23 protein-coding genes and 1 riboswitch are annotated in these 24818 nt (G+C 63.9%); of the genes, 14 read left to right on the forward strand and 9 right to left on the reverse strand.

Translation table 11 applies throughout. From position 1 onward, the window contains the following. Position 1: 1 nt before the first annotated feature. Together ACL58G_RS07075 and ACL58G_RS07080 are read left to right on the forward strand one after the other, a co-directional pair. Positions 2-325, forward strand: coding sequence for a rhodanese-like domain-containing protein (locus tag ACL58G_RS07075; RefSeq protein WP_413381592.1), 324 nt, complete (start codon positions 2-4; stop codon positions 323-325). A gap of 41 nt (positions 326-366) precedes the next feature. Continuing rightward, positions 367-1686 (forward strand): TolC family outer membrane protein, encoded by a 1320-nt coding sequence (locus ACL58G_RS07080; protein ID WP_413336962.1) that lies wholly within the window; start codon positions 367-369, stop codon positions 1684-1686. 95 nt (positions 1687-1781) lie between these two features. Here ACL58G_RS07080 and ACL58G_RS07085 read toward each other — a convergent pair whose 3' ends face one another. Beyond that, positions 1782-3107 carry an IS4 family transposase gene (locus tag ACL58G_RS07085; protein WP_440963700.1) on the reverse strand — a complete coding sequence of 442 codons (1326 nt, stop codon included), beginning with the start codon at positions 3105-3107 and terminating at the stop codon, positions 1782-1784. Between the two features lie 212 nt (positions 3108-3319). On the opposite strand from ACL58G_RS07085, the gene ACL58G_RS07090 reads away from it, so the two are divergent. Beyond that, positions 3320-4510 (forward strand): hypothetical protein, encoded by a 1191-nt coding sequence (locus ACL58G_RS07090; protein ID WP_440965950.1) that lies wholly within the window; start codon positions 3320-3322, stop codon positions 4508-4510. A gap of 6 nt (positions 4511-4516) precedes the next feature. Here the strand turns inward: ACL58G_RS07090 and ribB are convergent, their stop codons facing one another. The 5 genes from ribB to ACL58G_RS07115 all read right to left on the reverse strand — a co-directional run bounded on the left by ribB (position 4517) and on the right by ACL58G_RS07115 (position 8095). Continuing rightward, positions 4517-5173 carry a 3,4-dihydroxy-2-butanone-4-phosphate synthase gene (gene ribB, locus ACL58G_RS07095; protein WP_440965952.1) on the reverse strand — a complete coding sequence of 219 codons (657 nt, stop codon included), beginning with the start codon at positions 5171-5173 and terminating at the stop codon, positions 4517-4519. 114 nt (positions 5174-5287) lie between these two features. Next, positions 5288-5431, reverse strand: a riboswitch (FMN riboswitch). A 53-nt stretch (positions 5432-5484) separates the two neighbouring features. After that, positions 5485-5898 (reverse strand): lactoylglutathione lyase, encoded by a 414-nt coding sequence (gene gloA / locus ACL58G_RS07100; RefSeq protein ID WP_056124069.1) that lies wholly within the window; start codon positions 5896-5898, stop codon positions 5485-5487. A gap of 141 nt (positions 5899-6039) precedes the next feature. Next, complete coding sequence (locus tag ACL58G_RS07105; RefSeq protein WP_440965954.1) at positions 6040-6468, reverse strand: OsmC family protein; 429 nt, start codon at positions 6466-6468, stop codon at positions 6040-6042. Next, complete coding sequence (locus ACL58G_RS07110) at positions 6465-7787, reverse strand: PQQ-dependent sugar dehydrogenase (protein ID WP_440965956.1); 1323 nt, start codon at positions 7785-7787, stop codon at positions 6465-6467. The genes ACL58G_RS07105 and ACL58G_RS07110 overlap by 4 nt, the downstream gene beginning before the upstream one ends. Further along, entirely contained in the window at positions 7784-8095 is a 312-nt protein-coding gene (locus tag ACL58G_RS07115; protein WP_413336958.1) for a hypothetical protein, read from the reverse strand. The genes ACL58G_RS07110 and ACL58G_RS07115 overlap by 4 nt, the downstream gene beginning before the upstream one ends. Before the next feature lie 108 nt (positions 8096-8203). Between ACL58G_RS07115 and ACL58G_RS07120 the strand changes: the two genes are divergently transcribed. The 9 genes from ACL58G_RS07120 to ACL58G_RS07160 all read left to right on the forward strand — a co-directional run bounded on the left by ACL58G_RS07120 (position 8204) and on the right by ACL58G_RS07160 (position 18589). Continuing rightward, positions 8204-9100, forward strand: coding sequence for a DUF3667 domain-containing protein (locus ACL58G_RS07120; protein WP_440965958.1), 897 nt, complete (start codon positions 8204-8206; stop codon positions 9098-9100). A gap of 144 nt (positions 9101-9244) precedes the next feature. Beyond that, the gene (locus ACL58G_RS07125; protein WP_413336956.1) at positions 9245-10147 is read left to right on the forward strand and encodes an NAD kinase; all 903 of its coding nucleotides are present in this window, start codon (positions 9245-9247) and stop codon (positions 10145-10147) included. Positions 10148-10178: 31 nt separating this feature from the next. Continuing rightward, entirely contained in the window at positions 10179-11843 is a 1665-nt protein-coding gene (gene recN / locus ACL58G_RS07130) for a DNA repair protein RecN (protein WP_413336955.1), read from the forward strand. Between the two features lie 3 nt (positions 11844-11846). Continuing rightward, positions 11847-12950: a ferrochelatase gene (gene hemH, locus ACL58G_RS07135; RefSeq protein ID WP_440965961.1), complete on the forward strand. Its 1104-nt coding sequence runs from the start codon at positions 11847-11849 to the stop codon at positions 12948-12950. Positions 12951-13379: 429 nt separating this feature from the next. Then, positions 13380-13931, forward strand: coding sequence for a nucleotide exchange factor GrpE (gene grpE / locus ACL58G_RS07140; RefSeq protein ID WP_413381620.1), 552 nt, complete (start codon positions 13380-13382; stop codon positions 13929-13931). Positions 13932-14023: 92 nt separating this feature from the next. Continuing rightward, positions 14024-15964 carry a molecular chaperone DnaK gene (gene dnaK, locus ACL58G_RS07145; RefSeq protein WP_413381623.1) on the forward strand — a complete coding sequence of 647 codons (1941 nt, stop codon included), beginning with the start codon at positions 14024-14026 and terminating at the stop codon, positions 15962-15964. A gap of 259 nt (positions 15965-16223) precedes the next feature. Then, positions 16224-17345 (forward strand): molecular chaperone DnaJ, encoded by a 1122-nt coding sequence (gene dnaJ / locus ACL58G_RS07150; RefSeq protein ID WP_413336951.1) that lies wholly within the window; start codon positions 16224-16226, stop codon positions 17343-17345. A 94-nt stretch (positions 17346-17439) separates the two neighbouring features. Continuing rightward, positions 17440-18102 (forward strand): carbonate dehydratase, encoded by a 663-nt coding sequence (gene can, locus ACL58G_RS07155; RefSeq protein WP_413336950.1) that lies wholly within the window; start codon positions 17440-17442, stop codon positions 18100-18102. Between the two features lie 124 nt (positions 18103-18226). Further along, positions 18227-18589 (forward strand): nucleotide pyrophosphohydrolase, encoded by a 363-nt coding sequence (locus tag ACL58G_RS07160; protein ID WP_440965964.1) that lies wholly within the window; start codon positions 18227-18229, stop codon positions 18587-18589. A 10-nt stretch (positions 18590-18599) separates the two neighbouring features. On the opposite strand, the gene ACL58G_RS07165 is transcribed toward ACL58G_RS07160, so the two are convergent. The 3 genes from ACL58G_RS07165 to ACL58G_RS07175 form a co-directional block, all read right to left on the reverse strand. Beyond that, positions 18600-20219 carry a methyl-accepting chemotaxis protein gene (locus ACL58G_RS07165; RefSeq protein ID WP_440965966.1) on the reverse strand — a complete coding sequence of 540 codons (1620 nt, stop codon included), beginning with the start codon at positions 20217-20219 and terminating at the stop codon, positions 18600-18602. Positions 20220-20463: 244 nt separating this feature from the next. Further along, positions 20464-20823 carry a hypothetical protein gene (locus tag ACL58G_RS07170; RefSeq protein WP_440965968.1) on the reverse strand — a complete coding sequence of 120 codons (360 nt, stop codon included), beginning with the start codon at positions 20821-20823 and terminating at the stop codon, positions 20464-20466. Beyond that, complete coding sequence (locus ACL58G_RS07175) at positions 20824-22278, reverse strand: NAD-dependent succinate-semialdehyde dehydrogenase (RefSeq protein ID WP_440965970.1); 1455 nt, start codon at positions 22276-22278, stop codon at positions 20824-20826. A gap of 257 nt (positions 22279-22535) precedes the next feature. Between ACL58G_RS07175 and ACL58G_RS07180 the strand changes: the two genes are divergently transcribed. Together ACL58G_RS07180 and ACL58G_RS07185 are read left to right on the forward strand one after the other, a co-directional pair. Further along, positions 22536-23294 carry a gamma-glutamyl-gamma-aminobutyrate hydrolase family protein gene (locus ACL58G_RS07180; RefSeq protein WP_413381638.1) on the forward strand — a complete coding sequence of 253 codons (759 nt, stop codon included), beginning with the start codon at positions 22536-22538 and terminating at the stop codon, positions 23292-23294. A 125-nt stretch (positions 23295-23419) separates the two neighbouring features. Then, positions 23420-24790 (forward strand): glutamine synthetase family protein, encoded by a 1371-nt coding sequence (locus ACL58G_RS07185; protein ID WP_056124109.1) that lies wholly within the window; start codon positions 23420-23422, stop codon positions 24788-24790. The last annotated feature ends 28 nt before the right edge of the window (positions 24791-24818 follow it).

Genomic DNA, 24818 nt, shown 5'->3' on the forward strand with positions numbered 1-24818 from the left:
CATGCAGCACATTACCGCCCCCGAGTTGGCCGCCTGGCTGGCCGACTCGTCGCGTCCGCAGCCGCTGCTGCTCGACGTTCGGGAAAACTGGGAATTCGAGACCTGCCATATCGAAGGCTCGACCCAGATCCCGATGAACCTGATTCCAATCCGCGTGAGCGAGCTGGACGACGGCCAGGACATCGTCTGCGTGTGCCACCACGGCGCACGCAGCATGCAGGTGGCCGCCTTCCTGGAGCGCAACGGATTCAGCAACATTACCAACCTTACAGGCGGGATACACGCCTGGGCCGTGCAGGTCGACTCTTCGATGCCGAAGTATTGACTCTGCGTCCTTAACTATTGATGACTCCGACGGAGAAAGTAATGCAGAAGCCCCTCATCGCCGTACTGTTGGCCAGCGCGTTTTCGCTCAATGCCCAGGCGGCCGATCTGATCCAGGTGTACCAGCAGGCATTGGCGAACGACGCCACGTATGCCAGCGCCCGCGCGTCCGCCGCGGCGGGTCGCGAACGTATCACCCAGGGGCGAGCCGGCCTGCTGCCGACCGTCGGCATCAATGGCGACATCACCAAGAACAACAGCAGCACCGACCCGTGGAACAACGTACCGAGCCCCGGCAGCAACCTGCGCACCAACGAGATCCAGGTGACCCTGCAGCAGCCGCTGTTCCACTGGGACCGCTGGCAAACCTACCAGCAGAGCAAGCTGTCGCAAGCCATTTCCGAAGCACAGTTCGCCCAAGCCCAGCAGGACCTGATCACGCGCGTCGCGCAAGCCTATTTCGACGTGCTGGCCGCCCAGGACACGCTGGAATCCACGCGCGCGCAAAAAGTCGCCGTGACCGAGCAGCTGGCTTCCGCCAAGCGCAACTTCGAAGTCGGCACGCAGACCATCACCGACACCCATGAAGCCCAGGCCGCATACGACCTCGTGGTGTCGCAGGAAATTGCTGCCGTCAACGATCTGGAAACCAAGAAGACGGCGCTGCAAGCCATCATCGGCACGCCACCGTCCACGCTGGCGACCTTGCGCACGGGCGTGTCCCTGACGGCGCCGCAGCCGATCAACGTCGACCAGTGGGTGTCCGCCGCCGAGAACCAGAACTACGCCGTGACCGTGGCCCAGCTGCAATTGGAATCGGCCAAGCGCGACATCTCGAAGAACCGCGCCGGCCACTATCCGACCGTGGACCTCGTCGCATCGTCGCTGCACCGCGACGTCAATGGCCAGACGATCCAGTCGGGCAAGACCACGAGCAACTCCATCGGCATCCAGTACAGCATCCCGATCTTCAACGGTTTCGCCGTGACGAGCAAGGTGCGCGAATCGATCGCGCTGGAAGACAAGGCCCGCAACGACCTGGAAGCGAACCGCCGCAACGCCGCGCTGGTGGCGCGCCAATCGTTCCTCGGCGTGAACAGCGGCCTCGCGCAAGTGAAGGCGCTGGAAGCGGCCGAAGTGTCGAGCAATTCCGCGCTGGAATCGAACAAGCTCGGTTACCAGGTCGGCGTGCGTATCAACATCGACGTGCTGAACGCGCAGCGCCAGCTGTACCAGACCCGCACCGACCTCGCGCGGGCGCGCTACAACACGATCCTGGCTGGCCTGAAGCTGAAGGCCGCGGCGGGTTCGCTGCGCGAGGAAGACCTGCAGCCGATCAACGCACTGCTGCAGCAGCCTTGAACACCGGGGTCAGAGCCCGATTTTTGGCAATTTCCTGAAAACGGGCTCTGACCCCGGTTTGAAAAGACGGCGCTCGATGCGCTAATGCCGTTCAGTTAAGCTAGCTTCTTGACCTTCCGGACGGCATAACGCTTTGGCGTTGCCTTGACGGCCCGGTCGCATTTGCGGCCGGGCCGTTCGTCTTTCAGGAGGCTAACCAGCCTTTCCCGCAAGTGTCTCATCGACGCAGGCAATTTTCCATACGATCTCGTGACGCCGGCCCAGTGCAGTTCGAATTGGATCAGGTGGAATGCCCGGATGAAGCTGACCTCGGTCGGCTCGCACTTCACCGCCAGCGCAGCCTTGGCGATCTCGAGCCGGATCAGGTTGTAGGCGATAAGCGTTCCCCAGATTTCCTGATATACGCCATCCGTTGTTTTCGAGCGCAGCGTCAGTGCCGTGCCGAGCATCGTTTGCTTGAGCTCCCGGTAGCTCGTTTCAATCCCCCAGCGCTTGTCGTAACAGGCGGCGATATCGCTTGGCTTGTAGCGACGACGGTCGCGCAGCGAGGTCAGCAGGATGCGTTTGCGCGCCTGTGCGTCGACGACGGTGATCGCGCGCGCTTCCCAGAACTCAGGCAATTCTGCGCACTTGGCCCTGGCCTGGGGCGACACACGCATGCGCACCAACATATCGTCGCTTTCGGCTTCGAGCGCTTCCCACTTGGTGTTCGATTTGGCTGGAATGATGTAGTGCCGTTCGGCGCCGCTGCCTGTCAGGCCGCACAAGATTTCGGCCGAGAGAAAGCCTCGATCGAAGACCGTCAGCGATTCATCCGGAATAGCCTCGATAAGCTGCTTTGCGTACAGCATTTCATTGGTCGAGTATGGGCCGAACGCGGCACTATGCACCAGGTGCGTGGGCAGCGACGTGAGGGTGACACCGCGCACTTGCGGATAGCTGGCGACCGTATCGCTGGCGTAACTCTGGGCGCCAAAGTGGTTGCGATTTTCCGCAGTGTCGTGCGTGCGCAAGGTCGTCCCGTCCATGGCGAACAGCTGCAGTCCTTTGAACAGGTAAGCCTTCCTGTCCTGCGTCACCCAATGCCTTGCCGAGCGCTCGAATAGCCACTTCAAGGGCTCAGGTCCGACGCGCTGGCGCGCTTGGGCCGCAGCGCTTTTGCTGACGAACGGCGTCTGCGCGTCCGGTAGCGCCAAACCAAGATCATCCAGCACTTCGCTGATCGATTTGTGCCGATACAAAGCCAGTGCCACCATCAGCCATACAACCTGCTCGGCAGGCAGGCGACGATGTCGGATACTCGTCGCTTCCGTGCTTATGACGGCCTGCTCGATCCATTCGTATGGCAAATGCTCCCCCAACCTTGCCCAGTCGGGAGCCTCAAGATGATTTGCCAGAAAATGCAGAGTGTCGTCGAACATGGCGACGAAGGTTAACAGCGATGCCCGGCGTTTACAACGATTAAATAAAAATGCCGTTCAGTCTTAACTGAACGGCATTAGCGCTCGATGCGCCGTTTTTTATTGCCCTCGAAAATCTCGCTTGAGACGCCCCAAGCAAGCTCCTCATTCATCGAACTCGCGCGACACGCACTCCTACACTCAAGCGTGAACCATTCGAAAGCGAGGTCGCCATGTTCACGTTCTCCCGCGCATCCGCATCCGCCGCTGCGCTCGCATTCACACTGACGCTGACCGCCTGCGGCGGTGGCCACCATCACGGCAATCCGGGCGGGCCCGGGCCCGGGCCCGGTGACACGGGACCTACCTACGACGTCATCCCGATCGGCCTGCCGGGCATCGCGTATGGCGAGGTCACGCGCCGCGGCATCGCGAACGGCGGCATCGTCGCCGGCACGTCGCGCGGCGCGGACGGCGTCGCGCACGCATTCCTCTACGACGGCAGCAAGACGATCGGGCTGGGCACGCTCGGTGGCGATTTCTCCCAGGCCATGGCCGTGAACGCCTGCGGCCATGTGACGGGCTGGTCCACGACAAAGGCCGACCTCGTGCATGCCTTCCTGTACGACGGCACCCTGCACGACCTGGGCACGCTCGGCGGCAGCGAATCCGCAGGCACCGTGATCACCCATTGCGGCCAGATCACGGGCTGGGCGGCGACGGCCGCCGGGCAGACCCACGCGTTCCTGTACGACGGCAAGAAGCTGAACGACCTCGGTTCGCTCGGCGGCAATTCGTTCGGAAACGGGCTGAACAACCTGGGCGTGGTGGTGGGCTATTCGTACGGCCCGGGCAATGCCTGGTTCCACGCCTTCCTGTACGACAGCCGCACGGGCGGACCGTTGGTCGATCTCGGCTCGCCGGTCGGCAATTCCGTGGCCGTCGACATCAACGATGCCGGCCAGGTCACGGGCTGGTTCCGCAACGGCGAGGGGCCGATCGGGGCGTTCCTGTACGAGCTGGGCAAGATCCGCGACATCGGCACGCTCGGCGGCGCCGGCGCGGAAGCCGTTGCGATCAATGGTGCGGGCCTCGTCATCGGCATGTCCGCAACTGCCGATGGCAGCAACCGCGGCTTCGTCCACGACGGCACGACCATGACGAGCATCGGCGTTCTCCCGGGCGGCAATTTCTCGACCGCGGAGGCGATCAATGCGAGCGGCCTCGTCGTCGGTGCGTCCGCGACGGCGACCGAGGCGCATGCCGTGTCCTGGACCCGCAGGGACGGCCTCGTCGACCTGAACGACCGGCTCCATGCGCCGCCGGCGGGCCTCGTGCTCGTGCACGCGCTGGCGGTGGCCGACGACGGCTACATCGTCGTGCGCACCAACCAGGGCCTGGCGTTGCTCAAGCCCAGGAAGTGAGACGGCCTACGCGGCTTGCTGCTCGTTGCGCGACCGCCAGGCGATCAGCTCGGCGATGGTGAGGATCGGAAAGCCGCGTTCGCGCGCGAAGCGTTCGATGGCGTCGCCGCGCATCATCGTGCCGTCCTCGTTCATCAGCTCGCACAACACGGCCGCCGGCTGCAGGCCGGCCAGCACGGCCAGGTCGACGGAACCTTCCGTGTGGCCCTTGCGGCCCAGCACGCCGGCCGGGTTGGCACGGAGTGGGAACACGTGGCCCGGACGCACGAGGTCGGACGGCTTCGCATCCGGCGCGATGGCCGCGCGGATCGTCGTCACGCGGTCCGCTGCGGACACGCCCGTGGTCACGCCGTCGCGCGCTTCGATCGAGACGGTGAACGGCGTGCCGTAGCGGCTGCCGTTGTCCGCCGCCATCGGCGGCAGGTCGAGCGCGCGGACCTTGTCGGCCGACAGGCACAGGCACACGATGCCGCTGCATTCGCGGATCATCAGCGCCATGGAAGCGACGGTCAGTTTTTCGGCCGCGACGATCAGGTCCGCTTCGTTCTCGCGGTCGAAATCGTCGAGCAGGATCACGGGAATGCCCGCACGGGTGGCATCGAGGGCGGCGGCGATGCGGCCGTCGAGATCCTCGCTATACAGCGTAAAAGTTTGGGTGGTCATTGAGACGCTCCTCGCAAAAAATTGGCACACAAAGGCGCAAAGCGAAAAACGCATCAGGGCAAAGCGAAACGACGCGCACGCCCATGCCTGGCGGCACAGCGTACGCATGATGACGCACATCTTCTTTCATCCGGACTATACCGTCGGCCCTGGCATCTCACCAGGTCTGCTGACCCTGCAACCGCAGGCGCTCGCGGGCTCGGCCATCGTGATGGCCATACCGCCGGTGGGGAATTTCACCCCGCCCCGAAGACGTAGTTAAATTGTCGCCCGTCGCGAAACGGGCGCGGTGATTGTAGCAGGGTGGGTAATTAGCTGCCGAGGCCGCCGCCGCCGGCGTTGTCGGCGCGCTCGATCAGTTCGACCTTGTAGCCGTCCGGATCGGTGATGAAGGCGATCACCGTCGTGCCGCCCTTGACCGGGCCCGGCTCGCGCGTGATGTTGCCGCCGGCCGCGCGGACCTGGTCGCAGGTTTTATAGATGTCGTCGGCCGAGATCGCGATGTGGCCGTAGGCCGAGCCCATGTCGTACTTGTCGACGCCCCAGTTATAGGTCAGCTCGAGTTCCGCATGGTCCGGATTGTTGCCGTAGCCGACGAAGGCCAGCGTGTATTTGTATTCCGGATTCTCGCTCGTGCGCAGCAGTTTCATGCCGAGCACCTTGGTGTAGAAATCGATGGAGCGCTGCAGGTCGCCGACGCGAAGCATGGTGTGCAGGAGGCGCATGGTTGTCCTTGTTGCTTTGTTGATTGGGAGGGAAAGCAGGAATTTTATGCGCTTGAAAGGATTTGTGCAGGCGGATGGTGGGCACGGGGTGCCCACCCTGGGTTGCCGTGTAGCGTGGGCTCCCCGAGCCCACGCGCTGCATCATGCCTGCAGCTTGGCGTCCAGCGTGATATCGGCATTGAACAGCTTCGAGACCGGACATCCTTCCTTGGCCTTGCGCGCCGCTTCCTGGAACGCTTCCTCGCTCGCGCCGGGAATCGTGGCGACGAGCTCCAGGTGCACGGCCGGGATCGCGAAGCCGCCGTCGGCCTTGTCGAGCGACACGGTGGCCGTCGTCTCCAGCTTCTGCGCCGTCATGCCGGCCTCGCCCAGCTGGGCCGACAACGCCATCGTGAAGCAGCCGGCGTGCGCGGCCGCCAGCAATTCTTCCGGATTCGTGCCCGCGCCATTTTCGAAGCGGGTGTTGAAGCCGTATTGCGCCTGGTTGAGGACGCCGCTCTGCGTGGACACGGTGCCCTTGCCATCTTTCAGTCCGCCGCTCCAGACGGCGCTTCCCTTCCGTTTGATCATCGTTTTGCTCCCTGGTTAGTGGCGGCCGGAGTGATCCGCCAGACAATGTTGCCGACGTCATCCGCCAGCAGGATGGCCCCGGTCCGGTCGACCGCGACCCCGACCGGGCGCCCGTACGCGTGCTCGTCCTTGCCGAGGAAGCCCGTCAGGACGTCCTGCGGCGGACCGCTCGGCTTGCCGTCGGTGAACGGCACGAACACGAGCTTGTAGCCGGAGTGCGGCTTGCGGTTCCACGAGCCGTGCTGGCCGATCAGCGCGCCGTTCCTGAATTGCGGCAAGAGATCTCCGTCGTAGAACGCCAGGCCCAGCGACGCGGTGTGCGCGCCCAACGCATAGTCGGGCGGGATCGCTTTCGCGACGAGGCCGGGATTCTGCGGCTTGACGCGCGTGTCGACGTGCTGGCCGTAATAGCTGTACGGCCAGCCGTAGAACGCGCCGTCCTTCACGGCCGTCATGTAGTCCGGCACGAGGTCGTTGCCCAGTTCGTCGCGCTCGTTGACGACGGTCCACAAGGCCTTCGTCTGCGGCTGGAAGTCCATCCCGTTCGGATTGCGCAGGCCGCTCGCGTAGATGCGCGACTTGCCGCTGGCGAGGTCGTACTCCCAGATGGCGGCGCGGCCCTTTTCGATCTCCATGCCGTTCTCGGCCACGTTGCTGTTCGAGCCGACCGTGATGTACAGCTTCTTGCCGTCGGGCGAGGCGACGACGTTCTTCGTCCAGTGGTGGTTGATCCCCGCGGGCAGGTCGAGCACCTTGGTGCCCTTGGCCGTGATGCTCGTCTCGCCGGATTTATACGGAAACTTCCACAGCGCGTCGGCATTCGCGACGTACAGCTCGTTGCCGACGAGGGCCATGCCGAACGGCGACGTGAGGCCCTGCATGAACGTGGTCTTCGTATCGGCCGTGCCGTCCGGCTTGAAGCCGCGCAGCAGGATGATCTTGTCGGGCGACTCGACGCCGGCGCCCGCCTTCTTCTGCGCCAGTCCCTGCACCTTGGCGCGTATGCCTTTTTCCTTGGGTGCATTGCCGGGCTTGTTGCTCTCGGCGACGAGCACGTCGCCGTTCGGCAGCACGTACAGCCAGCGCGGATGGTCGAGGCCGGTCGCATACGCGGTGACGGCCAGGCCCGCGGCCGGCGTCGGGCGCGTGCCTTGCGGCCATGCGTCCGCCTCGGCGATGTTGATGGTCGGGATCAGCGATCTTTCGGGTGCCGGCAGGGCCGGATTCGGTCCCCAGCCGACGGGATACTGCTGGGCGTGCGCCATGCCGGCGCCCAGCAGAGGAAGGATCAGGAGCGCAAGCCTGGCACGTGGTGTCATCGGTTCTGCCCTCCGTCCGGAATGGTCGAATCGTGGTCGCGCATGTCGCGGTGGCGGTCGGGCTGCGGGTTGGCCTGGCCCGTGGCGCCCGGTGCCGGGTTCACGGCTTCGCTGGCGCCCGGAGTCGCGCGCGCATCGGTGTCGACGAGGCCTTGCTCGAGATCTTCCGCCGCCTGCTTCATGATGCCGCGCGGCCTGACGCCTTGCCCGTCGGGCGATTCGTCGCGCTCGTGCGGTTCGCGCTTGTAGCTCTGTTCCTCGATCTTCCGGTCGGTGTTCACGACGCGGTCTTTTTCTTCCTGCACCATAGCAACCTCCTTCGATTCAATTGATTAAATCCTAATCCTTCGAATCGAAGGCGGTCGCGCAATTGGAAGATGCTTTTTTGCAATGAACTGTTTAACATGCTGGTTCATATGACAAACCATTCTCACCACACCGCCAGCGATTGCCCGAACTGCGGGGCCACCGTGTCCGGTAATTTTTGCCACGAATGTGGCCAGGAAACGGTCCTGCATCCGCCCAGCACGCGCGAGTTCCTGCACGAGTTCATCGGCCATTACGTCGCGCTGGAAGGCAAGCTTTGGAAGTCGCTGCTGCTGCTTTTGTTCCGGCCGGGGCAGCTGACTTTGGAATACATCAATGGCCGCCGCGTGCGCTACATCCAGCCGCTGCGCCTGTACCTGACGTTCAGCCTGATTTTCTTCGCGGTCGCGAAATTCGGCGGCCACGACCAGGTCCCGGCACCGGCCGGGCAGGACCATGCGCCGGTTGCCGCGCACGGCCAGGCGGACAGGCAGGGCGGCCTGGTGCGCGAAGACGCGCCGGGTGAAATCGCCGAGGGGACGGTGGACCTGCGCAAGAGCATCGGCAGCGTCAACGCGCACTGGGGCGAGCAGGCGGACCGGTTCGCGCGGATGCCGCCGGCGGAGCGGGACAAGGTGATGCGGACGGCCTTCGGTAGCTACGTGCCGTATGCCGTGTTCCTGATGATGCCGCTGTTCGCGCTGTACCTCAAGATCCTGTATCTCGGATCGGGACGGCGCTACGGCGAACACCTGCTGTTCGCGCTGCACGTGAATGCGTTCGCATTCCTGGCGCTGACCCTGCTGATGGTGGTGCCGGATATCGTCGGCATCGTCTCGTTCGTGCTGTGGGCGTGGCTCCTGCTCTACACCCCTGTCGCGATGCGGCGCGCGTACGGCGGCTCGCGCCTGGCGACCGGCGTGCGCTGGCTCGTGCTGATGGCGCTGCACGTGACCGGGGTCGGGGTGGCGATCGGCGCCGCGTTCGCATTCGGCATCCTGCATTGAAGCGGGCTCGACTGTCCGCTTGCCGGAAGTCCATCCGCCCAACTATACTGTGCGTTTGTACAGTATTTGCTGAGTTGCGATAGTGCAGAAGCCGGGCGAATCGGTTAATCTTCTGTCTCCCTAACACCTGCTGCCGAGAGTCGTATGTCCGTGACGCCTGAATCGCAACAAACCATCGCGCTCGTCGTACGGCACAACACGGCCGGGATCGACGAGCCCGTGCAGGCCATCGTCGACTTCCTGCAGGGGGCCGGCTATCGCGTCGTGTTCGAGCAGGAAACGGCGGGGCACGTGAAGGTCGCAGGCGTGGCCGCCATGACCATCGACGAGATCGGCGCGCACTGCGGCACCGCCATCGTCGTCGGCGGCGACGGCACGATGCTCGGCATCGCCCGCCAGCTCGCGCGCTACCGCGTGCCGCTCATCGGCATCAACCAGGGCCGCCTGGGCTTCATGACCGACATCCCCATCGACCGCATGCTGCCCGCGTTGGGCGAGATCCTCAGCGGCAAGGCCAAGGCCGAGGAACGCTCGCTGCTGGAGGCGCGCGTCGTGCGCGACGGCGTCGAGATTCACTGCTCCGTCGCCGTCAACGACGTCGTCGTCGCGCGCGGCTCGGGGGCCGGCATGGCCGAGCTGAAGGTCACGGTGGACGGCACGTTCATGTACAACCAGCGCTCGGACGGCCTGATCGTCTCGACGCCCACCGGTTCCACGGCGTACGCGCTGTCGGCCGGCGGCCCGCTGCTGCACCCCACCTTGGCCGGTATCGTGCTGGTGCCGATCGCGCCGCACGCGCTGTCCAACCGCCCGATCGTCGTGCCGAACACGAGCGATATCGTCGTCGAGATCATCAACGGCCGCGACATCAGCGTGAACTTCGACATGCAGACCTTCACCAGCCTGCAGCACGGCGACCAGATCATGATCTCGCGCTCGCCCAACACCATCACCTTCCTGCATCCGGAAGGGTGGAGCTACTACCACACCCTGCGCGAGAAGCTGCACTGGAACGAATATCCGTCCGGTGACGGCAAGCTCAAATAAATCCAGCATCCATCGGGAGACCTGTTTCTTCATGTTGCGCACACTGACCATCCGCGACTTCGTCATCGTCGATACGATCGAGCTCGAGTTCTCGAACGGCTTCACGGTGTTCACCGGCGAGACCGGCGCCGGCAAGTCGATCCTGATCGACGCGCTCCAGCTCGCGCTCGGCGGCCGCGGTGAGGCAAGCATGGTGCGCGAAGGCGCGGCCAAGGCCGACATCAGCGCCGACTTCGCGCTGACCCAGGCCGCGAGCATCTGGCTGGAACAGAACGAGTTCGAAACCGACGAAGGCGGCGCGCTGCTGCGCCGCGTGATCGACAACGCCGGCCGCTCCAAGTCCTACATCAACGGCATCGCGGCGACGGCCAGCCAGCTGCGCGAACTGGGCGAGCTGCTCGTCGACATCCACGGCCAGCACGCGCACCAGTCGCTATTGAAACTCGACGCCCAGCGCGCGCTGCTCGACAACCAGGTCGCCGTGCGCGACCCGGGTGCGACTGCGCAGGTGCAGGAAGTCGCGAGCGCGTATAAAGCGTGGAAGGCGCTGGCGCGCCAGCGCGAGGAATTCGAGACCAACGCGAAGAACGTGCTGCTGGAGCGCGAGCGCCTCGAGTGGCAGGTCGGCGAGCTCGATAAGCTCGCGGTGAAGCCGGGCGAGTGGGCCGAGATCACGAATGAACACAGCCGCCTGTCGCATGCCGCGAGCCTGATCGAAGGCGCGCAGGAAGCGCTGAATGCGTTGTCGGAATCGGAACAGCCGATCCTGTCGCAGCTGTCGTCGCTGAACCTGAAGTTGTCCAAGCTCGCGGGTGTCGACGCGGACCTGCAGGCCGTGCTCGACTGCATGGAGCCGGCGCGCATCCAGCTGCAGGAAGCCGTGTACGCGCTGAACACCTATGTCGACAAGGTCGAGCTCGATCCGGACCGCCTGTCCCAGGTCGATGGGCGCATGGACGCCATCCACAGCACGGCCCGCAAGTTCCGCGTGACGCCGGAAGAACTGCCGGAAGAACACGCGACCCTGAAGGCCAAGCTGCAGCAACTGGCCGACGCGAGCGACGTGGACGGCCTGCGCAAGCAGGAAGAGAAGGCGAAGGCCGTCTACATGGCGGCTGCGCAAAAGCTGTCCGCGACGCGTGCGCAGGCGGCGCAGCGTTTGTCGTCGCAGGTGTCGGAAGCGATGCAGGAACTGTCGATGAGCGGCGGGCGCTTCGTCGTCGCGCTGAACCCGTGCGAGCCGGCCGTGTACGGCTGCGAGCAGGTCGAGTTCCTCGTGGCCGGCCACGCGGGCGTCGCGCCGCGGCCGCTGGCCAAGGTGGCGTCGGGCGGCGAACTGGCGCGTATCTCGCTGGCCATCTCCGTCATCACGGCGAACGCGACGACGGTGCCGACCTTGATCTTCGACGAGGTCGACACGGGCATCGGCGGCGGCGTGGCGGAAGTCGTCGGCCGGTTGCTGAAACGCCTGGGCCAGAGCCGGCAGGTGCTGTGCGTCACGCACCTGCCGCAGGTCGCGAGCCAGGCGAACCAGCACTTCCAGGTCGCCAAGGGCACGACGGATGGCGGCAAGACCGTGTCGCGCATCGACGTGCTCGACAACAAGGCCCGCGTGGAAGAGGTGGCGCGCATGTTGGGTGGCATCGAGATCACCGAGACCACGCGCAAGCATGCGCGCGAGCTATTGGCTTCCTGACCCATGGCATTCAACAAAGAACCGGTGCACGAGCACGGCACCGTCGCGAAGAGTGCCATCGTCCTCGTCAACCTCGGCACGCCCGACGCGCCGACGCGGCCCGCGGTGCGCCGCTACCTGAAGCAGTTCCTGTCCGACCCGCGTGTGGTGGAGATTCCGCGCGCCGTCTGGAATTTGATCCTGCACTGCGCGATCCTGCCGTTCCGCTCGGGGCAGTCGGCAAAAAAATACGCGACGATCTGGAGCCGCGAAGGCTCGCCGCTGAAGGTCTACACGGAACGGCAGGCGAACAAGCTCCAGGCGCTGCTCGAACAGCGCGGCCACCACGACGTCGACGTGGCGATGGCGATGCGCTACGGCTCGCCCGCGCTGCCGGACGTGCTGGACGAATTAAAGGCGCGCGGCGTCGAGCGCATCGTCGTGCTGCCCGCGTATCCGCAATACTCCGGCACGACGACCGCGTCGATCTGGGACGCCGTCTTCGACCACTTCAAGAAGGTGCGCAACATCCCCGAACTGCGCCTCGTGAAGCACTACCACGACCACGAGGGCTATATCGACGCGCTGGCCGCGTCCGTGGAGACGTACTGGGAGACGCACGGCCGCGGCGAAAAGCTGGTGATGAGTTTCCATGGCGTGCCCAAGCGCACGCTGCTGCTCGGCGACCCGTACCACTGCGAATGCCACCGCACGGCGCGCCTGCTGGCGGCACGCCTGCGCCTGACGCCGGAGCAGTACATCGTGACGTTCCAGTCGCGCTTCGGCAAGGCCGAATGGCTGCAGCCGTACACGGCGCCGACCGTCCAGCAGCTGGCGAAGGACGGCATCAAGCGGATCGACGTCCTGTGTCCCGGTTTTACCAGCGACTGCCTGGAGACGCTGGAAGAGATCAACATGGAAGTCCGCCACGACTTCGAATCGAACGGCGGCCAGGATTATCACTACATTCCGTGCCTGAACGACAATCCGGCCTGGATCGTCGGGATGGCCGAGATTGCCGAACAGCACCTGATCGGCTGGCCGACGATGCTCACGCCCGTGCAACGCGAGGCGCAGCGTAGAGATGCGGAGACTGCGCGCGAGCACGCGGTGAAACTCGGCGCGTAGGGTGGGCGACCCCCGCCCACGCGGACGTATGCGGTTCGCCGGCGTCCGCGTGGGCACGGGTGCCCACCCTACGGCAGCCAACGCCGGGATGTTAGAATGCCACGTTTTGCGGCGCCGACCCGAGCTCCGCCAGGCAGATCGCAGCCAGCGCAAGCAGGGTGTAGATGAGCACGGCGCCGCTGATCAGATGCAGTTTCATGTTCTTTCCCATCGTGTCGATAGACGGATGTCTTAACGACACGATAGTAGAACGGCTGACTGTCGATGGTGACTACGAGCAAGTAAATCTTGTAACAAAAGAATACGCACATCTGCATATTAGTTCCGTGTCCCCTTGAAAATGTAGGCGAATGCCCAATATGGGGCGCTGTGTGACTGCAACAGTCGTCCAACCAATCAGCCAAGTCCTTGATTTCAGGAGTTTTTTCGATGCAAGACCAAGAAAACCAAGAGGTGAGCAATCAGCCGGAAGCCGCCGATGCGGCTGCACCCGCGGCAGCGCAGGCCGCACCGGCCAACGAGCCCGGCCTCGAAGAACAGCTGAGCGCCACCGAAGCCAAGCTGGCCGAGATGCACGATGCCTTCATGCGTGCCAAGGCCGAGGCGGACAATATCCGCCGCCGTGCCCAGGAAGATGTGAGCAAGGCCCACAAGTTCGCCATCGAAAGCTTCGCGGAGGCCATGGTGCCCGTGCGCGACAGCCTCGAGATGGCGCTGAAAGTCGAAGCGCCGACGGTCGAATCGATCAAGGAAGGCGTCGAGATGACCCTGAAGCAGCTCACCGCCGCGTTCGAGAAGAACCGCCTGGTCGAAGTGATGCCGCAGCCGGGCGACAAGCTCGACCCGAACAGGCACCAGGCCGTGGCCGTGGTGCCGTCCGACCAGGAAGCGAACACCGTGGTGGCCGTCCTGCAGAAGGGTTACATGATCGCCGACCGCCTGCTGCGTCCGGCCATCGTGACCGCCGCCGCACCGAAATAATGTTGCTGCAAGGCTGAATAAGCTCTTGAAACTACGCGACATTTCCCAATATTCGACACATCTGAAAACTTAGTACTAAAAAGGAAAATATTATGGGCAGAATCATCGGTATCGACCTGGGCACCACCAACTCCTGCGTGGCGATCATGGAAAATGGTCAGCCCAAGGTCATCGAAAACGCGGAAGGCGCCCGTACTACGCCTTCGATCATCGCTTATCAGGAAGATGGCGAGATCCTGGTCGGCGCGCCGGCGAAACGCCAGGCCGTCACCAACCCGAAGAACACCCTGTTCGCGGTCAAGCGCCTGATCGGCCGTAAATTCGACGAGAAGGAAGTCCAGAAGGACATCAGCCTGATGCCGTACACGATCACGAAGGCCGACAACGGCGACGCGTGGGTCGGTGTGCGCGACAAGAAACTGGCGCCGCCGCAGATCTCGGCCGAAGTGCTGCGCAAGATGAAGAAGACCGCCGAAGACTACCTCGGCGAAGAAGTGACGGAAGCTGTCATCACGGTCCCGGCGTACTTCAACGACTCGCAGCGCCAGGCGACCAAGGACGCCGGCCGCATCGCCGGCCTGGACGTCAAGCGCATCATCAACGAGCCGACCGCGGCCGCGCTGGCATTCGGCCTGGACAAGACCGACAAGGGCGACCGCAAGATCGCCGTGTATGACCTCGGCGGCGGTACGTTCGACGTGTCGATCATCGAGATCGCCGACGTGGATGGCGAGAAGCAGTTCGAAGTGCTGTCGACCAACGGCGACACGTTCCTGGGCGGCGAAGACTTCGACCAGCGCATCATCGACTACATCATCGACGAGTTCAAGAAGATCAACGGCCTCGACCTGTCGAAGGATCCGATCGCGCTGCAGCGCATCAAGGCTTCGGCCGAGCGCGCGAAGATCGAACTGTCGTCGTCGCAGCAGACCGAGATCAACGAGCCGTACATCGCCATGGCGAACGGCGCGCCGGTCCACCTGAACCTCAAGATCACCCGCGCCAAGCTGGAAGCGCTGGTCGAGGAACTGATCGCCAAGACCATCGAACCGTGCCGCGTCGCCATCAAGGATGCGGGCGTGAAGGTCTCGGACATCGACGACATCATCCTGGTCGGCGGCATGACCCGTATGCCGAAGGTGCAGGAAAAAGTTAAGGAGTTCTTCGGCAAGGATCCGCGCAAGGACGTGAACCCGGACGAGGCCGTCGCAGTCGGCGCCGCCATCCAGGGCTCCGTGCTGGCCGGCGACCGCAAGGACCTGCTGCTGCTGGACGTGACCCCGCTGTCGCTGGGTATCGAAACCCTGGGCGGCGTGATGACCAAGATGATCCAGAAGAACACCACGATCCCGACCAAGTTCTCGCAGGTGTTCTCGACCGCCGACGACAACCAGCCGGCCGTAACCATCAAGGTTTATCAAGGTGAACGCGAAATCGCCGCCGGCAACAAGGGCCTGGGCGAGTTCAACCTGGAAGGCATCCCGCCGGCACCGCGCGGCACGCCGCAGATCGAAGTGACCTTCGACATCGACGCCAACGGCATCCTGCACGTGGGCGCGAAGGACAAGGCCACCGGTAAGGAAAACAAGATCACCATCAAGGCCAACTCGGGTCTGTCGGAAGACGAGATCCAGAAGATGGTGAAGGACGCCGAGCTGAACGCGGAAGAAGACAAGAAGGTCAAGGAACTGGCCGAGTCGCGCAACCAGGCCGACGCGCTGGTGCACTCGACCAAGAAGTCCCTGACCGAATACGGCGACAAGCTGGACGCCGGCGAGAAGGAAAAGATCGAAGCCGCGATCACCGACCTGGAAGGTTCGATCAAGTCGGGCGACAAGGCCGAGATCGACGCCAAGGTGGCTGCGCTGTCGACCGCCGCGCAGAAGCTGGGCGAGAAGATGTACGCCGACATGCAGGCCCAGCAGGGCGCCGCGGGCGCGCAGGCTGGCGGCCAGCAGCCGGGTGCCGAGTCGGCCAAGCAGGAAGACGACGTCGTGGACGCCGACTTCAAGGAAGTCAAGGACGCCAAGTAAGGACGTCCTGGCGGGGCGGACCTGATGCAAGGCCCGCCCCGCCGCCGCAACCCCGAGCCGAAGCGACCTCATGGTGCCCGGCTCGTTTTTTTGTGGTGTGTCCAACATCAGCGGGAGCGATTCGGCCGTTGTTTTTACGGCCGAGTCGCGCAAGCCCGACATGCTCACTGTATACTCGTATCCTTTTGGGCTGTGCGATCGCAGGTGTCAGCCTGGTCCGCCACAGTTCTTTTGTAGATAGACAGCAAGGTGCCGACAAATGGCAAAGCGTGATTTTTACGAGATCCTCGGCGTCGCGAAGACCGCTTCGGAAGACGAGATCAAGAAGGCCTATCGCAAGCTTGCGATGAAGTACCATCCGGACCGCAATCCCGACAACAAGGAAGCGGAAGAGAAGTTCAAGGAGGTCAAGGAAGCCTACGAGATGCTGACCAATCCGGAAAAGCGCGAGGCTTATGACCGCTACGGTCACGCTGGCGTCGATCCGAACGGCGGCATGGGCGGCGGCTTCGGTGCCGGCGGCTTCGGCGATGCGTTCGGCGACATCTTCGGCGACATTTTCGGCGGCGGCCGCGGCCGCAGCTCGGGCCCGCAGGTGTACCGCGGCGCCGACCTGCGCTATAACCTGGAAATTACGCTGGAACAGGCAGCCGCCGGCTTCGACACGACGATCCGCGTGCCGAGCTGGGACAAGTGCGACACCTGCCACGGCAGCGGCGCCAAGCCGGGCACGTCGCCCATCACCTGCACGACCTGCCACGGCCACGGCCAGGTGCGCATGCAGCAAGGCTTCTTCTCGATCCAGCAGACCTGCCCGAAATGCCACGGCAGCGGCAAGATCATCCCGGAACCGTGCGCATCCTGCGGCGGCGCCGGACGCATCAAGCGCAACAAGACGCTGGAAGTGAAAATCCCGGCGGGTATCGACAGCGGCATGCGCATCCGCTCGACCGGCAACGGCGAGCCGGGTACGAACGGCGGGCCGCCGGGCGACCTGTACGTCGAGATCCACATCAAGCCGCACACCGTGTTCCAGCGCGAAGGCGACGACCTGCATTGCGAAATGCCGATCTCGTTCAGCAAGGCTGCACTGGGCGGCGAGATCGAGGTGCCCACGCTGGGCGGCAAGGTTTCGTTCACGATCCCCGAAGGTACCCAGACCGGCAAGACCTTCCGCCTCAAGGGCAAGGGCATCAAGGGCGTGCGCTCGGGTTACTCCGGCGACCTGTTCTGCCACGTCGTGATCGAGACGCCCGTCAAGCTCACCGAGAAGCAGAAAGACCTGCTGCGCGAATTCGACCGCCTGACGAACGAAGGCGGTTCGAAGCACAGCCCGCAGAGCAAGGGCTGGATGGACAAGGTGAAGGACTTCTTCGAGTAAGATAGCGGATGGACCGCCGGGCGCGCGAGCCCCGGCGGTTTTTTTTGACCAGAATGTGGTCGATTAAACAAGTTTTAGAGCAAGGTAAAACGTCATGGCAAAGACCCCTACCGGCCTCACCGCCGCAGACCTCTTCGAACGCAACCGCCAATGGGCGGCGGCGATGATCCAGGAGGATCCTGATTTCTTCAAGGATCTGGCCTCCCAACAATCCCCGGAATACCTGTGGATCGGCTGCTCCGACAGCCGCGTGCCCGCGAATGAACTCGTCGGCATGGCGCCGGGCGAACTGTTCGTCCACCGCAACATTGCCAACGTCGTCTCCCACTCCGACCTGAACTGCCTGACGGTGCTGCAGTTCGCCATCGACGTGCTGAAGGTCAAGCACATCATCCTGTGCGGCCACTACGGCTGCTCGGGCGTGGGCGCGGCGCTGAACAACACCCGCGTCGGCCTGGCCGACAACTGGCTCGGCCACGTGCGCGACGTGCGCGACAAGCACGGCAAATACCTGGGCAATGTCGCCGGCACGGCCGCCACAAACCGTCTCGTGGAACTGAACGTGGCCGAGCAGGTCATCAACATCGCCCAGACCACGGTCGTGCGCGATGCGTGGGAGCGGGGCCAGGACATCACCATCCACAGCTGGGTCTACGGCGTGCATGATGGCCTGCTGCGCGACCTCGGCGTCACCGTCCGCAGCTACGACGAGATCCAGCCGAAGCTGGACAAGATCCTGCAGGGCTACCTGAAGTGACGGGCACGTCGAAACACCTACTGCGCGTTGCACTGCCGTTCTGCGATGCTCGCTGTACGACTCGTACAGCTGCGCTTCTCGAACAGCATTGCTACCGCTCGCTACGGTTTTTCGAGGTGCCCTGATGCAGCCCGGCGGCGAACTTGACCAACTGCGCGCCATCGTGCGCCAGTTCGTCGAGGAGCGTGACTGGGACCAGTTCCACACGCCGAAAAACCTCGCGTCCGCGCTGACGGTGGAAGCGGCCGAGCTGCTGGAACACTTCCAGTGGCTGCAGCACGGCCGTGCGGACGAACTCGGCGCGGACAAGCTCGTGGAAGTGCGCCACGAGATGGCCGACGTGCTCGTCTATCTCGTGCGCCTGGCGGACAAGCTCGACGTCGACCTGCTCGCCGCCGTGCAGGAAAAGATGGTGCTCAACCGCGCCAAATACCCGGCCGACCAGGTACGTGGCGACGCGCGCAAGTATGACGAGTACAAGCGATAGGCCGTGACGGTCAAGCCATCGCGATACGCACACGGTGGCTGGACGCGTGGCCGGCGGAGCCGCTCACCCTGCGCCCCGGTCCCTCGTCCGCCAGCCGGAACGTGCTGACCATCTGCTCCAGCTGACCCGACTGCACCTGGAGCGACTGCGCCGCCGCGGCCGCTTCTTCCACCAGTGCGGCATTCTGCTGGGTGACGGAATCCATTTCGCTCACGGCCTGGTTGATTTGCTGGATGCCGGCTTCCTGTTCCAGGCTGGCCGCAGTGATCTCGGCCATGATGTCCGTCACGCGGCGTACGCTGCCGACGACGTCTTCCATCGTCGCGCCCGCTTCGTGGACGAGGCGGCTGCCTTCGTTGACCTTGCTGACCGAATCGCCGATCAGCGTCTTGATTTCCTTGGCCGCGCTGGCCGAACGCTGGGCCAGGTTGCGCACTTCCGACGCGACGACGGCGAAGCCACGGCCCTGCTCGCCGGCACGGGCCGCTTCCACGGCGGCGTTCAGCGCCAGGATATTGGTCTGGAACGCGATGCCATCGATGACGCCGATGATGTCCACGATGCGGTTGGCGGATTCGTTGATCGATCCCATGGTCGTGACGACGTCGGCGACGACAACGCCGCCGCGCACCGCGACTTCGGATGCCGATTGCGCCAGCACATTCGCCTGGCGCGCATTTTCCGCATTTTGCTTGACGGTCGAGGTCAGCTCTTCCATCGACGATGCGGTTTCTTCCAGCGCGCTGGCCTGCTGCTCGGTGCGGCTCGACAGGTCGAGGTTGCCCGTCGCGATTTCGTCGGTGGCCGTGGACAGCGTCCGGGTGCCGTCGCGCACCTGGTGCACGATGGAACGCAGCGATTCGTTCATGGCCTTGAGCGCGGCCAGCAGCTCGCCCGTCTCGTCCTTCGTGTCCACCTCGATGCGGCTCGTCAGGTCGCCGGCCGCAACGGTCTTGGCGATGGCGATTGCCTGGCGCATCGGATGCGTGATCGAGCGCGTGAACAGCCAGCCGACGGCCACGGCGAGAAGGGTGGCGAGACCCGCCACGCCCCACAGCAGCATGCTCGCCTGTTCGTACCGGACCACGCCTTCCTTCTGGTCCTCCTCGTTGCGGGCAGTCTGGTAATCGACCATGTCGCCGATGGTTTTCTGCCAGGCCGCCACGGCCGGCACGACCTTCGTCTTGAGTTGCGCGAACGCTTCCTCGTTCCTGTTTTCCTTGCCGAGTTGCGTGGCCGTCGCGATCAGGGGCAGGGCTGTCGCGCGGGCATCGGCGATCTTGTGCAGGAAGGACTTGCCCTGCGGGCGTTTGACGAGATTTTCCAGGACCTGGTACGCGTGGTCGTAGTCTTTCCAGGCCGCGTCGACGCTTGCGGATTCGCGCGCGATGCTGGCGTCGTCTTCCGCCAGGATGACGTCGCGAATGCCCTGGGAAATGCGGCGCTGGGCGTCACGCATGCTGTTGGCGGTACTGAGCCGGGCATTGTTTTCGTCGACGACACGGCGCATCAGCGTGTTGATCGACGACATGTTGGTGAGTCCGGTCGCGGCCACGAGCAGCAGCAGCGCCACCATCAGGCCGAAGCCCAGGCCGAGACGCTGGCCGATTTTCAGATTGTTCAGCTTCATTGAATCTTTCTTTTTTTTCGAGAAGGCACACAACCGAGAGTCGGCGGTCAGGGGTGTCATTGTGGGAAACACTGTTGCGAGGATGCGATCACGGCTTACGGCGCGCTGACTCTTGCCGTGACGACGTCGCCCAATGTTAGAGAGATAAGACTAAAATTTGAAGCGATTTTAGTAGGATTAGTCCTACAGCACAACGAGTTAATTTCTTTGTGGAAATGGGGCAACGGGAACAGAAAGGTGCGACTTACCGTTCTGTAAGGTAAAACGCGACCAAGCCGTCCACGTCATCGATGCCCAGGATGGCCAATAGATGTTCGAGTTCCTGACAGAAGCAACGCCGTGCCCGGGGACGCTCGCCGGCAACCGCTTCCAGCGATTGCCGGATTTGCAGCATGGCCCAGAATCGCGTGGGATGGGCGCCGATGCCGCCGAGCAGCCGCTCGCCCAATCGGTCCAGTTCGGCCGCCAGCCGCGCATGCTCTGGCGCTTCCGGCCTCAGGTCGGCAAGCTTCGGCCCGGCACGCCAGGCGCGCAAGGCGTCCAGCGTGCGCGGCACGACGAACAGTGGCGCGTCCGTGATCCGCTCGGGCGGTCCGGACGGCATTCAGATCCCGCCCAGGCAGATGTACTTGATGACGAGATAGTCATCCATGCCGTACTTCGACCCTTCGCGCCCGAGCCCGGATTGCTTGACCCCGCCAAACGGTGCGACTTCATTGGAGATCAGGCCAGTGTTCACGCCCACCATGCCGGATTCGATCTGCTCGGCCACGCGCCACACGCGGCCGATGTCACGGGCGTAGAAGTACGACGCCAGCCCGTACTCCGTCGCGTTGGCCAGGGCGATCGCTTCCTCGTCGGTCTTGAAACGGAACAGCGGCGCCACGGGGCCAAACGTTTCCTCGTCCGAAATCAGCATCTGCGGCGTGACGTCGGCCAGCACGGTCGGCTCGAAGAAGGTAAGTCCCAGCGGGTGGCGCTTGCCGCCGAGCAGCACACGGGCGCCCTTGCCGAGCGCATCGGCGATGTGGTGTTCGACCTTCTCGACGGCTTTTTCTTCGATCAGCGGTCCCTGGTTCACGCCCGGCTCCATCCCGTTGCCGACCTTCAGCTTCGCGACGGCGGCCGTCAGCTTTTCGGCAAACGCCTCATAGACGCCATCCTGCACGTAGATGCGGTTCGCGCACACGCAGGTCTGCCCCATGTTGCGGTATTTCGAGGCCATCGCGCCTTCGACGGCGGCATCGAGGTTGGCGTCGTCGAACACGATGAACGACGCGTTGCCGCCCAATTCCAGCGACAGTTTCTTGACGGTCGGCGCGCATTGTTCCATCAGCAACCGGCCGACCTGCGTGGAACCCGTGAAACTGAGCTTGCGCACGATGGGATTCGCGCACATCTCCGCGCCGATCGCTTTGGAGTCCCCGATCACGATCGAAAAGACGCCCTTCGGCACGCCGGCGCGCTCCGCCAGCACGGCCAGCGCGAGGGCGGAATAGGGCGTCAGCTCCGCCGGTTTCAGCACGATCGGACAGCCCGCCGCGAGCGCCGGGCCGACTTTACGGGTGATCATCGCGGCCGGGAAATTCCACGGCGTGATCGCGGCGCACACGCCGATCGGTTCCTTCGTGACGACGATCCGGCGGTCGCGCGCGGGCGATTCCAGCACGTCGCCCTCGATGCGCTTGGCCTGTTCGCCGAACCATTCCAGGAACGAGGCGGCGTACGCGATTTCTCCCTTCGATTCGGCCAGCGGCTTGCCCTGTTCGGCCGTCATGATGGCGGCCAGGTCGTCCGCGTTGTCCAGCATCAGGTCGTTCCACTTGCGCAGGACGAGGGCACGTTCGCGCGCCGTCTTCTTGCGCCACGCGGGCCAGGCCGCCTGTGCCGCATCGATGGCGCGCCGGGTTTCCCGTGCGCCCATGTGGGGCACGGTGCCGAGCGTTTCTCCGGTGGCGGGGTTGATCACGGGGACGGTCTTGCCGTCGTCGGCGTCGCACCAGGCGCCGTCGATGTACGCCTGCTGGCGCAGCAGGGAAGAATCATTGAGGTTCAGCATGGGTTCCTCGTTGTCATGTCGTTCGGGCGGGAACAACATAGCACGATGCTCGCCAAGGCCTCGTTTGTGTTGGCATCGTTCTTCAGTTGACGTTAAGCTTTTGCTACGGGTTACAACCGCGAACCCGCTCGACTAGCAGATCCCAGGAAGCGTTTGCAATGGGAACGCGGTTTCCTTGATCTGAAACAACGGCCACTCGCATTCGGACCACTTTGTACGTATGATGGTTCCTGTGCGCTCACTACAAGGTAGAGACCATGCGCCCGATCGTTTTCGTCCCCGCTTGCACCCGCGATTTCGGTGAACACCCGTACCACGCGGCCCAGCACAAGTATGTCGACGCCGTCGTCCTCGGTGCCGACTGCGCCCCGCTGATCCTGCCGTCGCTGGGGGAGGCGCTCGACCTGGAAACGATGCTCGCGCTGTGCGACGGGATCATGCTGACCGGCTCGGCATCGAACGTTCATCCCAGCTATTACTCCGAAGAATTGCTCGACCCGTCGCTGCCGCAAGACCCGGCACGCGACCAGACCACGTTGCCGCTGATCCGCGCGGCCGTGAAACGCGGCATCCCGATCATCGCAATCTGCCGTGGTTTCCAGGAAATGAACGTGGCGCTGGGCGGCAGCCTGTTTCAGGCGGTGCAGGCGGTACCCGGGCACTTCGATCACCGCGAGAATCCCGAACTGGGCATGGACGAGCAGTACGGCGACGCGCACAAGGTGCAGCTCGTCGAAGGCGGCATGCTGCACCAGATCATCGGTCTGCCGGAAATCCCCGTGAATTCCCTGCATGGCCAGGGCGTGAACGAACTGGCGTCGGGCCTCGTCGTCGAAGCGACGGCGGAAGATGGGCTCGTGGAAGCCTTCTCGGTGAAGGACGCGCCCGGTTTTACGCTGGCCGTGCAATGGCATCCGGAATGGCGCATCGTCCACAATCCCCATTCGATGAAGATGTTCGGCGCATTCGGCGCCGCCTGCCGCGCCTACAGATCAACGAAACGGACACCATCATGACCCCCGACGCGACATGGGCGGTCACGCCTGTCCCATAGCTTCCCTGATCTCTGCTCGATCCCACGCAGCCCGCGGGCGGCGCGTTTGCGCTCGCGTGCAATCCATTAACGGACAGAGGAAACATCATGGCTATCCGCGACAATTTTTCGTACAACGACATGGACGAGTGGCTCAACGGCAAACGAGTCACCGAAATCGAATGCCTGGTGCCCGACCTGACGGGCGTCGCGCGTGGAAAAATCCTCCCGCGCGTGAAATTCACCGAGGACCGCGGCATGCGCCTGCCGGAAATCGTGCTGGGCATGACCGTGACGGGCAATTCGCCGTCCGACGACGACGCGTTCGACCGCGCAATCTCCACCACCGACCGCGACATGATCCTGAAGGCCGACCCGGGCACGATCACGATGGTGCCGTGGGCCGTCGATCCGACGGCGCAGGTGATCCACGACTGCTATTTCTCCGACGGCAAGCTGGTTGATTTCGCGCCACGCAGCGTGCTGCGCCGCGTGCTGAAGCTGTACGAGAAAAAGGGGTGGAAGCCGCTCGTCGCGCCCGAACTGGAGTTTTACCTGACGGCGAAAAACATCGACCCCGACCTGCCGCTGGCCGCCCCGATCGGCCGCAGCGGGCGCTCCGAGACGAGCCGCCAGGTCTACAGCATCGACGCCGTCAACGAATTCGACCCGCTGTTCGAAGACATCTACGATTACTGCGACATGATGGGCCTCGACGTCGACACCCTGATCCACGAGATCGGCGCCGGTCAGATGGAAATCAATTTCCAGCACGGCGAACCGCTGGGCCTCGCCGACAAGGTCTTCTACTTCAAGCGCACCCTGCGCGAAGCGGCTTTGAAACACGACATGTACGCCACCTTCATGGCCAAGCCGATGGCTGGCGAGCCCGGCTCGGCGATGCACGTGCACCAGAGCGTCGTCGACGCGGAATCCGGCCGCAACATCTTCAGCAATGTGGATGGATCGCCGTCCGACCTGTTCCGCCACTACATCGGCGGCCTGCAGAAATACATGCCCTCCGCGATGGCGATCGTCGCGCCGTACGTCAATTCCTACCGCCGCATCGTGCGCCACACGGCCGCCCCGATCAACCTGCAATGGGGCGTGGACAACCGCACCGTGGGCTTCCGCGTGCCCGTGTCCGGCTCGCAGGACCGGCGCGTGGAAAACCGCGTGATCGGCGCCGACGCGAATCCGTATCTCGCGCTGGCCGTCACCCTGGCGTGCGGCTACCTCGGCATCCAGGAACAGCTGGAACCGACACCGATGGTCGAAGGCAGCGCCTACAAGATGAAGGTCGAGCTGCCGCAAGGCCTGTCCGAAGCGCTGACCCTGCTGCGCGGCGAAGACCGCCTGCGCGACATCCTCGGCGAGCGCTTCGTCGACGTCTATTCCGCGGTCAAGGAACTGGAGCACCAGGAATTTATGACGGTCATTAGCCCGTGGGAACGGGAGCACCTGTTACTGCACGTATGACCATGCGACGACGACGACAAGGAGATCA

This window comes from Massilia sp. GER05 (genome assembly GCF_052056005.1).
Classification (GTDB): domain Bacteria; phylum Pseudomonadota; class Gammaproteobacteria; order Burkholderiales; family Burkholderiaceae_D; genus Telluria; species Telluria orientalis.